Genomic DNA, 14,032 nt, shown 5'->3' with positions numbered 1-14,032 from the left:
GAGCCTGCTCGCGAAGGCGATGGGGCAGTCAAATCATCATTAACGGACACGCCGCTTTCGCGAGCAGGCTCGCTCCCACAAGGGAATCGGGGTTCTACGTAGTACTACGGATTTATTTATTGACGGCATGCAGGGATATTGGGCCGGCTCCGAATAGCCGGGGCACACTATAAAAACAATCGCCGCAATCCATTGGATATCGGCAGGAGACACGCAATGACAACCCGTTTGGTTAAACACCTCGCCTGGTTTGCCGTGGCTGTTCTGGGAGCTTGTGCGCTGAGTGTCGTGGCCTTGCGCCGCGGAGAGCCGATCAACGCCCTCTGGATCGTCGTCGCAGCCGTGGCCATTTACCTGGTCGCCTATCGCTACTACAGCCTCTTCATCGCCAACAACGTGATGCAACTCGATGCGCGCCGGGCCACGCCTGCCGTGCTCAACAACGATGGCCTGGACTACGTCCCGACCAACAAGCACATCCTGTTCGGCCACCACTTCGCGGCCATTGCCGGCGCGGGGCCGCTGGTCGGGCCGGTGCTGGCCGCGCAGATGGGCTACCTGCCCGGCACGCTCTGGCTGATCGCCGGCGTGGTGCTGGCCGGTGCGGTGCAGGACTTCATGGTCCTGTTCCTGTCCACCCGCCGCAACGGTCGCTCCCTGGGCGACATGGTGCGCGAGGAAATGGGCCGTATTCCCGGCACCATCGCGCTGTTCGGCTGCTTCCTGATCATGATCATCATCCTCGCGGTGCTGGCGCTGATCGTGGTCAAGGCCCTGGCCGAGAGCCCGTGGGGCATCTTCACGGTGATGGCGACCATCCCGATCGCGATGTTCATGGGCATCTACATGCGCTACATCCGCCCGGGCCGCATCGGCGAGATCTCGATCATCGGCGTGCTGTTGCTGTTGGGTTCTATCTGGCTGGGCGGGCAGATCGCCGCCGATCCGGTCTGGGCCAAGGCCTTCACCTTCACCGGAATCCAGATCACCTGGATGCTGATCGGCTACGGTTTTGTCGCGGCGGTCCTGCCGGTGTGGCTGATCCTGGCGCCACGGGACTACCTGTCGACCTTCCTCAAGATCGGCACCATCGTCGCCCTGGCGATCGGCATCCTGGTCACCATGCCCGAACTGAAAATGCCCGCGCTGACTCAGTTCACCGACGGCACCGGGCCGGTGTGGAAGGGCGGCTTGTTCCCGTTCCTGTTCATCACCATCGCCTGCGGCGCGGTCTCGGGCTTCCATGCGCTGATCTCCTCGGGCACCACGCCCAAGCTGCTGGATAACGAAACCAACGCCCGCTACATCGGTTACGGCGGCATGCTGATGGAGTCCTTCGTGGCCATCATGGCGATGGTTGCCGCCTCGGTGATCGAGCCGGGCGTGTACTTCGCCATGAACAGCCCGGCGGCGATCGTCGGCACTGACGTGGTGGCCGTGGCCCAGACCGTCAGCAGTTGGGGCTTTGCAATCACCCCCGACGCGCTGCAAGCGGTGGCCAAGGACATCGGTGAAACCACCATCCTGGCCCGTGCCGGCGGTGCGCCGACCCTGGCGGTCGGTATCGCGCAGATCCTGCACTCGGTGCTGCCGGGTGAGAACACCATGGCCTTCTGGTATCACTTCGCGATCCTGTTCGAAGCGCTGTTCATCCTCACCGCGGTGGACGCCGGCACCCGTGCCGGGCGGTTCATGCTGCAGGATCTGCTCGGCTCGTTCGTGCCGGCCCTCAAGCGAACCGAATCCTGGACCGCCAACCTGATCGCCACCGCCGGCTGCGTCGCGCTGTGGGGTTACTTGCTGTATCAGGGCGTGATCGATCCGCTGGGCGGCATCAACACCTTGTGGCCGCTGTTCGGCATCTCCAACCAGATGCTGGCCGGTATCGCGCTGATGCTCGCCACCGTGGTGCTGATCAAAATGAAGCGCCAGCGCTACGTCTGGGTCACGCTGCTGCCGGCGAGCTGGCTGCTGATCTGCACCACCACCGCGGGCCTGATCAAGCTGTTCGACGCCAACCCGGCGATCGGCTTCCTCGCCCTGGCGCGCAAATACAACGATGCCCTGGCCGCCGGCCAGATCCTGGCCCCGGCCAAGAGCATCGAGCAGATGCAGCACGTGGTGTTCAATGCCTACACCAACGCAACGCTGACGGTATTGTTCCTGTTCGTGGTCTTCAGCATCCTGTTCTACGCGCTCAAGGTCGGCATCGCCGCCTGGGGCACGAAAGAGCGCACGGACAAAGAAGCGCCATTCCAGGCCCTGCCGGACGCTTGATAGAGGATTGCAACGATGTTCAATGACTTGAGTCGCCTCGGTAAATACCTCGGTCAGGCCGCCCGCCTGATGGTCGGCATGCCCGACTACGACAACTACGTCGAGCACATGCAAACCAAGCACCCGGACAAGCCGCTGATGGACTACGAGGCGTTCTTCCGAGAGCGCCAAGAGGCCCGTTACGGCGGCAAGGCCGGGCCCAAGTGCTGTTGAACTGAGGCCCATCCCTTGTGGGAGCGAGCCTGCTCGCGATAGCGGTGGGTCAGTTAATGATGAATTGACTGACCTGACGCCATCGCGAGCAGGCTCGCTCCCACAGTTGTTTTGGGGTGGCCTCAGGACTTTCTGTACACCACCGGTTCCCTTGTGGGAGCGAGCCTGCTCGCGATAGCGGTGGGTCAGTTGGTGAGGAATTGACTGACCCGACGCTATCGCGAGCAGGCTCGCTCCCACAGTTGTTTTGGGCTGGTCTCAGGATTTTTGTACACCACCGGTTCGCTTGTGGGAGCGAGCCTGCTCGCGATAGCGGAGTGTCAGTTGGTGATGAAATGACTGACCTGACGCCATCGCGAGCAGGCTCGCTCCCACAGTTGTTTTGGGCTGGTCTCAGGATTTTTGTACACCACCGGTTCCCTTGTGGGAGCGAGCTTGCTCGCGATAGCGGTGGGTCAGTTGGTGATGAATTGACTGACCCGACGCCATCGCGAGCAGGCTCGCTCCCACAGTTGTTTCGGGCTGGTCTCAGGATTTTTGTACACCACCGGTTCCCTTGTGGGAGCGAGCCTGCTCGCGATAGCGGAGTGTCAGTTGGTGATGAATTGACTGACCTGACGCCATCGCGAGCAGGCTCGCTTCCACAGTTGTTTTGGGTTGGCCTCAGGATTTTTGTACACCACCGGTTCGCTTGTGGGAGCGAGCTTGCTCGCGATAGCGGTGGGTCAGTTGGTGATGAATTGACTGACCCGACGCCATCGCGAGCAGGCTCGCTCCCACAGTTGTTTTGGGCTGGTCTCAGGATTTTTGTACAGCACCGGTTCCCTTGTGGGAGCGAGCTTGCTCGCGATAGCGGAGTGTCAGTTGGTGATGAATTGACTGACCCGACACCATCGCGAGCAGGCTCGCTCCCACAGTTGTTTTGGGCTGGTCTCAGGATTTTTGTACACCACCGGTTCCCTTGTGGGAGCGAGCTTGCTCGCGATAGCGGTGGGTCAGTTGGTGATGAATTGACTGACCCGACGCCATCGCGAGCAGGCTCGCTCCCACAGTTGTTTCGGGCTGGTCTCAGGATTTTTGTACACCACCGGTTCCCTTGTGGGAGCGAGCCTGCTCGCGATAGCGGAGTGTCAGTTGGTGATGAATTGACTGACCTGACGCCATCGCGAGCAGGCTCGCTTCCACAGTTGTTTTGGGTTGGCCTCAGGATTTTTGTACACCACCGGTTCGCTTGTGGGAGCGAGCTTGAACTGGTCAAGTAATCTTGGACACCGATTAAGGTTCACGCCGCCAACCTTTCCTTCGCGACCGGCGACCGGTAGTCGTTGTAGCTGTGAGGCCTGCTGATGTTGTAGCGCGAGACATAGCGCTGCACGTCTGCCCGGGCCTCATGTTCCAGTTTGTAGCCCGTTTCAGGAACCCACTCTGATTTCAAACTACCAAAGAAACGCTCCATGGGGGCGTTGTCCCAGCACTCGCCTTTACGGCTCATACTTTGCCTAAACCCGTGTTTCACAAGCTCGTTTCGGAATTTATGACTGGTGTACTGACAACCTTGGTCTGAATGAAACAACACATCCTGGGGGTGGCCGCGTAGCTCAACCGCCATGCGTAGCGCTTCGCAGGTCAGGTTGGCATCAGAAATCATCGAGAACGACCAACCCACGATCCTCCGAGCGTACAGATCCAGAACGGCGGCGAAGTACATCCACCGCTTGCCGACCTTGATGTAAGTCACGTCGCCACACCACACCTGGTTAACCGCCGTTACATCAAATTTTCGCTTGAGCACGTGCGGCGCCACCAATGCCTCAACGCCCGGCGACTTGTACTTATGGCGCCTGCGCTGACGACTAGCGATGCCAGCTTCGCGCATCAAACTGCGAGCCATATAACGTCCGATACGATGCCCTTTGGCTTTTAGCTCCTTGGACAAAGTACGTGCGCCGGCCGACTCTCTGGACGCCCTGTGGTGCCTGACCAGCGCGGCTTTGAGCTTGTCCCGTTCAGGATTTGCTCTGCCTTGGCGCTGGCGCCAGGCGTAGAAACTACTGCGGTTGATCCCAAACGCCCGGCAACACCTTTTAACGCCGTATTGCTCGTCCAGCTCATCGATCAGCGTGAATGATCTTTGGCGTCCAAAAGCAGGAGAGCACTGGCCTTTTTTAGGATTTCAATGTCCAGGTCTTTCTCCCTGAGTAGGGCTTTGAGCCTCTGGATTTCTCGCTGATCAGCGGTAATCGCCTTGGCCCCTACCGGGGTCGAACCCAGGCGTTCTTTTTGCACTTGATCGACCCAGCGGCGCAGAGCAGTGGGGCCGATATCTAGGCTGGCACAGACCTCGGTAACCGGCTGGCCTTCATCCAGCACCATGCTGGCAGCCTTGAGCTTGAACTCACTCGAATAAGATTTACGCATATCCAAACACCTCAGATTTGGGCGCTATCATAGCGCCCGATTGAAGTGTCCAAAATCATTAGGCCAGTTCAGCTTGCTCGCGATAGCGGTGGGTCAGTTGGTGATGAATTGACTGACCCGACGCCATCGCGAGCAGGCTCGCTCCCACAGTTGTTTTGGGCAGGCCTCAGGATTTTTGTACACCACCGGTTCCCTTGTGGGAGCGAGCTTGCTCGCGATAGCGGTGGGTCAGTTGGTGATGAATTGACTGACCCGACGCCATCGCGAGCAGGCTCGCTCCCACAGTTGTTTTGGGCTGGCCGTGGGATTGCGTACACCACAGATCGCCTTGTGGGAGCGAGCCTGCTCGCGATAGCGGAGTGTCAGTTGACGAGGATTTGATTGACCTGACGCCATCGCGAGCAGGCTCGCTCCCACAGTTGTTTTGGGGTGGCCTCAGGATTTTTGTACAGCACCGGTTCCCTTGTGGGAGCGAGCCTGCTCGCGATAGCGGAGTGTCAGTTGACGAGGATTTGATTGACCTGACGCCATCGCGAGCAAGCTCGCTCCCACAGTTGTTTTGGGCAGGCCTCAGGATTTTTGTACACCACCGGTTCCCTTGTGGGAGCGAGCTTGCTCGCGATAGCGGAGTGTCAGTTGGTGATGAATTGACTGACCCGACGCCATCGCGAGCAGGCTCGCTCCCACAGTTGTTTTGGGCTGGTCTCGAGATTTGCGTACATCACCGCTCCCACACGGCTGGTCGAAACGCTTAGTCCGCCAACAACACCGCCGCATCAAACCCCACCCGCAAGTTGCCCCAGTGACGGCCGCCGAAGAAGAACGGCACGTCGATCTCGGTCATGATTTCCCCGGTGTCGCGCAGGTAGGTCTGGAGCAGGAAGCGCTGGACGTTGCCCGCAGCGCGCAGGCCGATCGGGTCGTTGAAGATCCGCTTGTTGCGGCAAACCGGTAGGTCCACCGCGCGGTCTCCGGTCGGTTGTTTGGACACCCAGCTGTTATTGACCGGGCAATACCCCTTCGTATCGACAATGAACGAGACCTTGCCGCCCGGCGTGCTGCGGGTGAGCTTGTCGCATTCTTCCTGGCAGACCCGGGCAAAGCGTTCGGTATAACTGGTCATGTATTGCTTGGGATCGGTGCCGGGAATCAATTGGTAATTCTGGTCGAACAGGTTGACACCTTCATCCTGCAACGCCTGCAAATGAACCTGCAGCGTGTCGCGGCATTCGCTGGCACGGGTGATGGCGGCGTCCAGCTTGCCGTGGCCAAGCACGAAGCGGCCCAGTAGCGTCTGGACTTTCTCCGCCACGCCAGACAGGTCGCGGGTAGCGGTCGCCGATTGCTGCATGCGTTGGTCGATCGACTGGCTGTCGGCGTGGATCTGGGTGACTCGTTCGTTGATGCCAGTGTTGGTATCGGCGAATTGCTGGATATGGTCAGCGATGTCGGCCAACTTGCCGTTGGTGGATTCGAAGTCGACGATCATGCTTTCGAAATGACCGGACGCGCGTTCAACGACTTTCTGGGTTTCCCGGGCGCTGTGGCTGATCTGGGTGGTCTGTTCGTGGGTCGAGCTGACTTCCTGCAACATGGCGTCGATGTTACGGGAGATATCGTCGGTGGCGCGGCTGACGTTCTGCGCCAAGGTGCGCACTTCATCGGCGACCACCGCAAAGCCACGGCCACTTTCCCCGGCACGCGCGGCTTCGATGGCGGCGTTGAGGGCCAACAGGTTGGTCTGGGCGGAAATCTGCTGGATCAGGCCGACAATCGACTTGATGCTCGAAGAGCGCTGGTTGAGGGCGTCCACCAGCCCGGCGAACTCGCCGAGGCTGCTGGAAATCTCGCTGATGTTGCCGGTCACTTCCAGCAATTCGGCGTAGGAGTCCCGGGCCATGCTCAGGTTCTGCGCGGTGGTCCCGGATATGCCCTGGGTCTGGCGCGACACCTCTTCGATACGGCCCACGGCGGTATTGCTCTGCTCCATCACTTCCTTGGCGAAGCGCGCCTGGTGCGTCGCGCTGTCGCTGGAATCACTGATGTTCTTCAGCGAGCGGGCCGATTCGACGGCGATATGGACGGTCAATGCCTGGACGTTGCTAATGATCTCGCGCTGCTTGGCCAGGAAACGGTTGCAGGTGGCGGCCAGCGTGCGGATCTCGTCGTGGGTCACCAGCGGCAGGTCCTTGGACAAGTCGCCTTCGCCGTTGGCGATCTCTTCCAGGGCTTTGGTCATGGCGGTAACGGGGCGCACGATGAGGTGGCGGAAGTACCAGACCATGAAACTGACCATGGCCAGCGTCAAAAGCGCGCCGAAGAGCAGCGCATGGGTGAGGCTGTCGAGGCGGTCTTGAATCTGTCCCAGCAGCGCGGCGTCAAGCTGGGCAGTGCGCAACTGCAGGACGATATCGGCGCGGGCGCTGAGGGCCACCCAATAAAGCAAGGCACTGACCGCGACCAAGAGGAAAAGGCTTGAAAGCTTTTTGGTGAGGGTATCGAAAAATTGCATTTCGATAGACTCATACAAGGCCTTTAACGTCTGCATCACAGCTCCAGGGAAAAAATAGATTCGATGGCATACATTCGACCGAGAACGGCAAAGCTTTAGGGGGTTGGGGCGATTTGATATCACCCTGGGATTCTGACGCGGCCTGGCCCTGTCATTTCGGTGCGAAAGGGATGTCAATAACTGTTGTTACGAATTAGACGAAAGTCGTACTAGCGCCTTGCCCAGCGACTGCTACGGTTTGAAGTGCAAAACAATAACAACAAAACAAGAGGGCGCTTCGATGTCCACTGAAAAACAACAGGCTGCGCGTGCCTACTGGACGGAAAATCTACGCTGGATGCTGGTGTTGCTGGTCATCTGGTTCGTGGTGTCGTTCGGTTTCGGCATCTTGCTGGTCGACTCACTCAATACCATCAGTTTCTTCGGCACGCCCCTGGGGTTCTGGTTTGCCCAGCAGGGGTCCATCTACGTCTTTGTGCTCGAGATCTTCTTCTATGTCTGGAAGATGAATCAGCTTGATCGCAAATATGACGTTCACGAAGACTGAGGGCGGCGCACATGGACACAAAAACCCTGATCTACCTGGTCGTAGGTGCCACCTTTGCGTTGTACATCGCGATCGCGATCTGGACGCGGGCCGGCTCCACCAGTGAATACTACGTCGCCAGCAAGGGCGTGCACCCCGTGCTCAACGGCATGGCGACCGGTGCGGACTGGATGTCGGCGGCGTCGTTCATTTCCATGGCGGGGATCATCGCCTTCGCGGGGTACGACGGTTCCGTCTACCTGATGGGCTGGACCGGCGGCTACGTCCTCCTGGCGATGTGCCTGGCGCCGTACCTGCGCAAATTCGGCAAGTTCACCGTGCCCGAGTTCGTTGGGGCGCGTTATTACTCGCAGACGGCGCGGGTGGTGGCGGTAATCTGCGTGATCTTCATTTCCTTTACCTACGTGGCGGGGCAGATGCGCGGCGTAGGCATCGTGTTTTCCCGCTACCTGGAAGTGGACATCAACACCGGCGTCATGATCGGCATGGCCATCGTGTTCTTCTATTCGGTGCTGGGCGGCATGAAAGGCATCACCTACACCCAGGTGGCGCAGTACTGCGTGATGATCTTCGCCTACATGGTGCCGGCCATTTTCATCTCGATGATGATCACCGGCAATCCGATCCCGCAGCTGGGCTTCATCAGCGAAGCCGCCGGCTCGGGGCAGAGTGTGATCGAACGGCTCAATGGCCTGGGCGCCGAGTTGGGCTTCTCTGCCTATACCAATGGCACTAAGTCGACCATGGACGTGTTTTTCATCACCATGGCGCTGATGGTGGGGACCGCGGGCCTGCCCCATGTGATCGTGCGGTTCTTCACCACCCCCACCGTCCGGGACGCACGCAAGTCTGCCGGCTACGCGTTGCTGTTCATCGCGATTCTCTACACCACCGCACCGGCGGTGGCAGCGTTCGCTCGTACCAACCTGCTGACCTCCATCCCCAACGTCAGTTATGCCACCGCGCCGGACTGGTTCAAGGCCTGGGAAAATTCCGGACTGATTGCCTGGGCGGACAAGAACAACGACGGCATCATCCAGTACAGCCCTGGGGCGGCGCTGGTCGGGGCGCCGAGCTTTACCGGCGAACGTGGGGCGCATGAGCAGCGGTTGCTCAAGAACCAGCTTTCGCCGGTGCCCAACGAGCTGTATGTCGACAACGACATCATGGTGTTGGCCAACCCTGAAATCGCCGGGCTGCCCGGTTGGGTAATTGCCTTGATCGCTGCCGGTGGGCTGGCGGCGGCGCTATCGACGGCAGCGGGGCTGTTGCTGGTGATCTCCACCTCGATCTCCCATGACCTGCTCAAAAGCAACATCATGCCCAGGATCAACGAGAAGCAGGAGTTGCTCGCGGCGCGTATCGCGGCCGGTGTGGCGGTATTGATCGCCGGATTGTTCGGCATCTACCCACCCGCATTCGTCGCCCAGGTGGTGGCGTTCGCCTTCGGGTTGGCGGCGTCTTCGTTCTTCCCGGTCATCGTCATGGGGATCTTCTCCAAGCGCATGAACCGCGAAGGCGCGATTGCCGGGATGATCGTCGGGCTGACCTTCACGTTCACCTACATCGTCTATTTCAAATTCATCAACCCGACGATGAACACGGCTGAACATTGGTGGCTTGGTGTGTCCCCTGAAGGCATCGGCACATTGGGCATGGTATTCAACTTCCTGGCGGCCCTGGTGGTGTCACGCTTCACCGCGCCGCCACCGGAGCACATCCAGCACTTGGTGGAGGATATCCGCGTACCGAGGGGCGCCGGCGCCGCCATCGATCACTGACCTTCAACGAGCCCCAAAACGGAGAGGGGACCGATAAAGGGCGCCGGAGTCATCCTCCGGCGCCCTTTAATGCATTCAGAGTCAAGCGTGGAAATGTTGGAAAGATTTACTGGGAATCATTCTCAAAGTATATTCGCTCTCATTTCCAACCCTCTGTGAGTGCGCGTCTTGAATCGTTTCACCCCTTTCGCCTACCGCAACGCCCTCGTCAAATGTGTTTTACCTGCGCTGTCCTGTTGTTTCATGGCCAGCCCCTTGAGGGCACAGGACACCCTCGAACTGCCCACTACGGATGTGCAAGGCAGTCGGATCATTCAGGACGAGGGCTACACGGCGACGCAAGCCAGCACGGCGAGCAAGAGCGATGTACCGATCAAGGAAGAGGCGCAATCGATCAACGTAGTCACTCAGCAGACGCTGGCGGACTATCAGGTGCGCTCGCTGGAGGACGCGATGAAGTTCGTCAGCGGCGTCAGCCAGGGCAACACCCTGGGCGGCTCGCGGGACTCATTGGTCAAGCGCGGCTTCGGCACCAACGACGACGGCTCGATCCTGCGCGACGGCGTGCGTTCCAACCTGGGCCATAACTTCAGCGCCACCACCGAGCGGGTCGAAGTACTCAAGGGGCCGGCCTCGATGTTGTACGGCGCGCTGGAACCTGGCGGCCTGATCAACGTCATCAGCAAGAAGCCGCAATACACCCAGAGCACCACGCTCAGCGGTTCCGCCTACAGCGAAGGCGGCGGCACCATGGCCCTGGACACCACCGGACCGCTGGGCGATACCGGATTGGCCTATCGCCTGATCGCCGAGCGCGGCCATGAGGATTACTGGCGCAACTACGGGGTTAACGAGAGCACGCTGGTGGCGCCGTCGTTGGCCTGGACCGGCGAGCGGGCTTCGTTGAATTTGAGTTATGAGTACAACGAATATTCCAACCCGTTTGACCGGGGGACGATGTTCACCAATGGACATCCGGCCGACATCGACTATGACAAGCGCCTGGATGAACCTTGGGCCAAAAGCGTTGGCATCCGCGAAACCGCCACCGCGCGGTTCGAGTATGAACTGAGCGAGGCGTGGAAGACGCGGGTGACCTACGGCTGGAACAATGACCGTTACAGCCTTTCGATTGCCCAGCCGCGCCTGTCGAATGGTGTCCTTCAGCGCGCCGCCAACGGTGCCCATTATGACGATGAAACCCGCTACGCCAGTTGGGACTTCATTGGCAATCAAGAATTGTTCGGCCAGCGTCATGATCTGTTGGTCGGGGTCGACAACCAGGTTTCAGACCAGTTTCGGGGCAAGACTTACCGTGGCGCTAACCAAGCAGGTTTCGACCCTACGACTCCGGTGTACGGTGGCCTGGATGAGCCAAGTCGTGTGAATGCTGCGCAGAGCAACCTGAGCAACAAGCTGACCTCCAGTTCGGTGTATCTGAAGGACAACTGGCACCTGGACGACCGCTGGATCCTTGTATTTGGCGGTCGTTATCAGCATTACGATCAATACACGACGCAGGGACTCGTCCCTGCCAAGCCAGTTCGCGACGATAATGGAGACGCCTTCGTCCCATTCCTCGGCCTGGTCTACAAAGCCACGGAAGAACTGTCGCTATATGGCAACTACAGTCGCTCGTTCAAGCCTAACGACGTGGTGGACGAGGGTAGTCATACCTTCAAGCCGGAGGAGGGCCGCAGCTACGAAGTCGGCGCGAAATACGATCCGCTGCCGGGCCTGAATATCAACCTCGCCCTGTTCGATATCGTGAAGAAAAACGTCGTGACGTCCTCTACGGTCAACGGCGTAACGTTGGCAGAAGCCGCTGGCAAAGTTGGCTCCCAAGGCCTCGAACTCGATATCACCGGTCGCCTCGCCGAACGTTGGGACTTGATCGGCACCTACGCCTATACCCACACGGAGATCCTTGATGATCCGGACGATGAAGGCCATCGTCTGGCCGACGCCCCCAAGCACACCGCCAGCCTGTACCTGAGCCACCACCTGAACGTCCCGGCCGAATTCGGTGCCTGGCACGCCGGTGCCGGCGCCCGTTATGTCGGCGAGCGCGCCGCCAACAACGCCAACGATTTCTGGCTCAGCAGCTACACCGTCGCCGACGCTTTCCTGCGCTGGGAGTCGCCGGTGTTCGGGCACAAGACGTCGTTGCAGTTGAACGTCGATAACCTGTTCGACAAGCAATACTACCCGTCATCCACCGGCAGCGAACTTCAGGTCGCCGTCGGCGAGCCGCGTACCGCCAGGTTGAGTGCCAGCGTGACGTTCTGATCGCAGCGCGCCAACAAAAATGCCCGGACAACCATGTCCGGGCATTTTTGTTTCTGGCTTCAGGCTATCTTCGCGCAAGCTCGCTTCCAACGAAGCGCTCTTTCAGCGAAGTCTTCGCTCGTGAGCTATGGTTGAGCCAAGCGCAGCGCTTTAGCGGTGAGTAATAATTTCCCCTTTTCGGGGCGTTCGGCCTCGACTTCCCGTCTGTTTGCACCGATTCGACCCGTTTGCTGTGCCGGCGCTTGAAACTGGAGTCAGCGTTTCAGGGCTCGAATCTCTTTTCGTCGCGAAATCAAAAATAAATTTCGCTTTTTCACCGCTTTGCGCCGGTTTTTCCAGCATTGCTTCAATCCGCCGCACTTAGGCACAGCCCTTGCTACGGCTCCACGAGACCCAGCAGAAAGGAGTTTCGATACGCAAATATAAAAAAGGGGCGCACGTCATCCAGACGCAAAGGCCTGATCAGAGACCCATGCCTGACGAGGTATTCAAAGAACCAGGGCTCATAAACGAGGCAAGGCCGTACTTGGTGGAATGACGACGTAATAAGAAATGCCGTGTACGACACGGCTGGGAGTTGGCTATGCCCCACGCTTTTTTCAATGAAATGTACGACGCGAAGGGTGACTGCCGCCCGCACTACCAAGCATTCTCGCGCTGGCTGGCGGACACGCCGCTGGAACTGCTGGAACAACGCCGCCGTGAAGCCGACCTGCTGTTTCATCGGGCAGGCATCACCTTCACGCTTTATGGGGACGAGCAGGGCACCGAGCGCTTGATCCCGTTCGATATCATTCCGCGCAGCATCAAGGCCAGCGAATGGCAAATCGTCGAACGCGGCTGCATCCAGCGGGTCCAGGCCCTGAACATGTTCCTGGCCGACATCTACCATGGCCAGCGCATTCTCAAGGAAGGCATCATCCCCGCCGAGCAGGTGCTCGCCAACGAGGGTTATCAAATTGCGATGCAGGGCCTGGACCTGCACCGAGGCATCTATGCCCACATCGCAGGCGTCGACCTGGTCCGCGATGGCGATGGCAGCTATTACGTGCTGGAGGACAACCTGCGCACGCCCAGTGGCGTGAGCTACATGCTCGAAGACCGCAAGATGATGATGCGCCTGTTCCCCGAACTCTTCGCCGCCCAGCGCGTAGCGCCCATCGATCATTACCCGAACCTGTTGCTCGACACGCTCAAAAGCTCAAGCCCGTTGGACAACCCGACCACCGTGGTCCTGACGCCGGGGCGTTTCAACAGCGCCTATTTCGAGCACGCGTTCCTGGCCCGGGAAATGGGAGTGGAGCTGGTGGAAGGTGCGGACCTGTTCGTGCGTGACGACCATGTCTATATGCGCACCACGGCCGGGCCCCAGCAGGTGGATGTAATCTACCGTCGCCTGGACGATGCCTACCTCGATCCGCTGTCCTTCAACCCTGATTCCATGCTCGGCGTGCCGGGGCTGATCGCGGTCTACCGTGCAGGCAATGTGGTGCTGGCAAACGCCGTCGGCACGGGCGTGGCGGATGACAAGTCGATCTATCCCTACGTCGACGACATGATCCGTTTCTACCTGACCGAAGAACCGATCCTGAAGAACGTGCCGACCTGGCAGTGTCGCAAGCCCCAGGACCTGTCCCACGTACTGGCGAACCTGCCCGACTTGGTCGTCAAGGAAACCCAGGGTTCCGGCGGCTACGGCATGTTGGTCGGGCCAGCTGCCACCGCAGCGGAGATCGAAGATTTTCGGGCCCGCCTCAAGGCCCGGCCCGAGGCCTATATCGCCCAGCCGACCTTGAGCCTTTCCACCTGTCCGACGTTCGTCGAAAGCGGCATCGCGCCACGCCACATCGACTTGCGTCCCTTCGTGCTGTCCGGCAAGGAAACCCGTCTGGTGCCCGGCGGCTTGACCCGCGTGGCGCTGCGCGAGGGCTCGCTGGTGGTGAACTCGTCCCAGGGCGGCGGTACCAAAGACACTTGGGTCGTGGAGGACTAAGA

At 59.6% G+C, this 14,032-nt stretch carries 9 protein-coding genes; 6 read left to right on the top strand and 3 right to left on the bottom strand.

All coding sequences use genetic code 11. From position 1 onward, the window contains the following. Positions 1-216: 216 nt before the first annotated feature. Together J3Q04_RS13995 and J3Q04_RS13990 are read left to right on the top strand one after the other, a co-directional pair. Positions 217-2,277: a carbon starvation CstA family protein gene (locus J3Q04_RS13995; RefSeq protein WP_045156376.1), complete on the top strand. Its 2,061-nt coding sequence runs from the start codon at positions 217-219 to the stop codon at positions 2,275-2,277. A 15-nt stretch (positions 2,278-2,292) separates the two neighbouring features. Next, positions 2,293-2,490, top strand: coding sequence for a YbdD/YjiX family protein (locus tag J3Q04_RS13990; RefSeq protein ID WP_072390895.1), 198 nt, complete (start codon positions 2,293-2,295; stop codon positions 2,488-2,490). A gap of 1,282 nt (positions 2,491-3,772) precedes the next feature. Here J3Q04_RS13990 and J3Q04_RS13985 read toward each other — a convergent pair. The 3 genes from J3Q04_RS13985 to J3Q04_RS13975 form a co-directional block, all read right to left on the bottom strand. Further along, positions 3,773-4,597, bottom strand: a complete 825-nt coding sequence (locus J3Q04_RS13985) for an IS3 family transposase (RefSeq protein ID WP_434611621.1) — start codon at positions 4,595-4,597, stop codon at positions 3,773-3,775. Positions 4,598-4,605: 8 nt separating this feature from the next. Further along, on the bottom strand, positions 4,606-4,908 hold the full coding sequence (locus J3Q04_RS13980; protein WP_014717988.1) for a transposase: 303 nt from the start codon (positions 4,906-4,908) through the stop codon (positions 4,606-4,608). A 751-nt stretch (positions 4,909-5,659) separates the two neighbouring features. Then, complete coding sequence (locus J3Q04_RS13975) at positions 5,660-7,456, bottom strand: methyl-accepting chemotaxis protein (protein WP_420766768.1); 1,797 nt, start codon at positions 7,454-7,456, stop codon at positions 5,660-5,662. A gap of 244 nt (positions 7,457-7,700) precedes the next feature. On the opposite strand from J3Q04_RS13975, the gene J3Q04_RS13970 reads away from it, so the two are divergent. The 4 genes from J3Q04_RS13970 (at position 7,701) to J3Q04_RS13955 (ending at position 14,030) form a co-directional block, all read left to right on the top strand. Then, entirely contained in the window at positions 7,701-7,967 is a 267-nt protein-coding gene (locus J3Q04_RS13970) for a DUF4212 domain-containing protein (protein WP_420766769.1), read from the top strand. An 11-nt stretch (positions 7,968-7,978) separates the two neighbouring features. Next, complete coding sequence (locus tag J3Q04_RS13965; RefSeq protein ID WP_420766770.1) at positions 7,979-9,748, top strand: sodium:solute symporter family protein; 1,770 nt, start codon at positions 7,979-7,981, stop codon at positions 9,746-9,748. Between the two features lie 243 nt (positions 9,749-9,991). Continuing rightward, entirely contained in the window at positions 9,992-12,037 is a 2,046-nt protein-coding gene (locus tag J3Q04_RS13960) for a TonB-dependent siderophore receptor (RefSeq protein ID WP_434611183.1), read from the top strand. A 583-nt stretch (positions 12,038-12,620) separates the two neighbouring features. Beyond that, positions 12,621-14,030, top strand: coding sequence for a circularly permuted type 2 ATP-grasp protein (locus J3Q04_RS13955; protein ID WP_420766772.1), 1,410 nt, complete (start codon positions 12,621-12,623; stop codon positions 14,028-14,030). Positions 14,031-14,032: the final 2 nt, after the last annotated feature.

It is taken from the genome of Pseudomonas sp. D4-21 (genome assembly GCF_051132125.1).
In the GTDB taxonomy this organism is placed as follows: domain Bacteria; phylum Pseudomonadota; class Gammaproteobacteria; order Pseudomonadales; family Pseudomonadaceae; genus Aquipseudomonas.
This window is presented reverse-complemented; position numbering and strand designations above follow the sequence as displayed.

Bases quoted from the DNA above. Each gene is read 5' to 3' on its own strand.
- J3Q04_RS13995 (WP_045156376.1), top strand. From the start codon at position 217: ATGACAACCCGTTTGGTTAAACACCTCGCCTGGTTTGCCGTGGCTGTT.
- J3Q04_RS13990 (WP_072390895.1), top strand. From the start codon at position 2,293: ATGTTCAATGACTTGAGTCGCCTCGGTAAATACCTCGGTCAGGCCGCC.
- J3Q04_RS13980 (WP_014717988.1), bottom strand. From the start codon at position 4,908: ATGCGTAAATCTTATTCGAGTGAGTTCAAGCTCAAGGCTGCCAGCATG.
- J3Q04_RS13975 (WP_420766768.1), bottom strand. From the start codon at position 7,456: ATGCAGACGTTAAAGGCCTTGTATGAGTCTATCGAAATGCAATTTTTC.
- J3Q04_RS13970 (WP_420766769.1), top strand. From the start codon at position 7,701: ATGTCCACTGAAAAACAACAGGCTGCGCGTGCCTACTGGACGGAAAAT.
- J3Q04_RS13965 (WP_420766770.1), top strand. From the start codon at position 7,979: ATGGACACAAAAACCCTGATCTACCTGGTCGTAGGTGCCACCTTTGCG.
- J3Q04_RS13960 (WP_434611183.1), top strand. From the start codon at position 9,992: ATGGCCAGCCCCTTGAGGGCACAGGACACCCTCGAACTGCCCACTACG.
- J3Q04_RS13955 (WP_420766772.1), top strand. From the start codon at position 12,621: ATGCCCCACGCTTTTTTCAATGAAATGTACGACGCGAAGGGTGACTGC.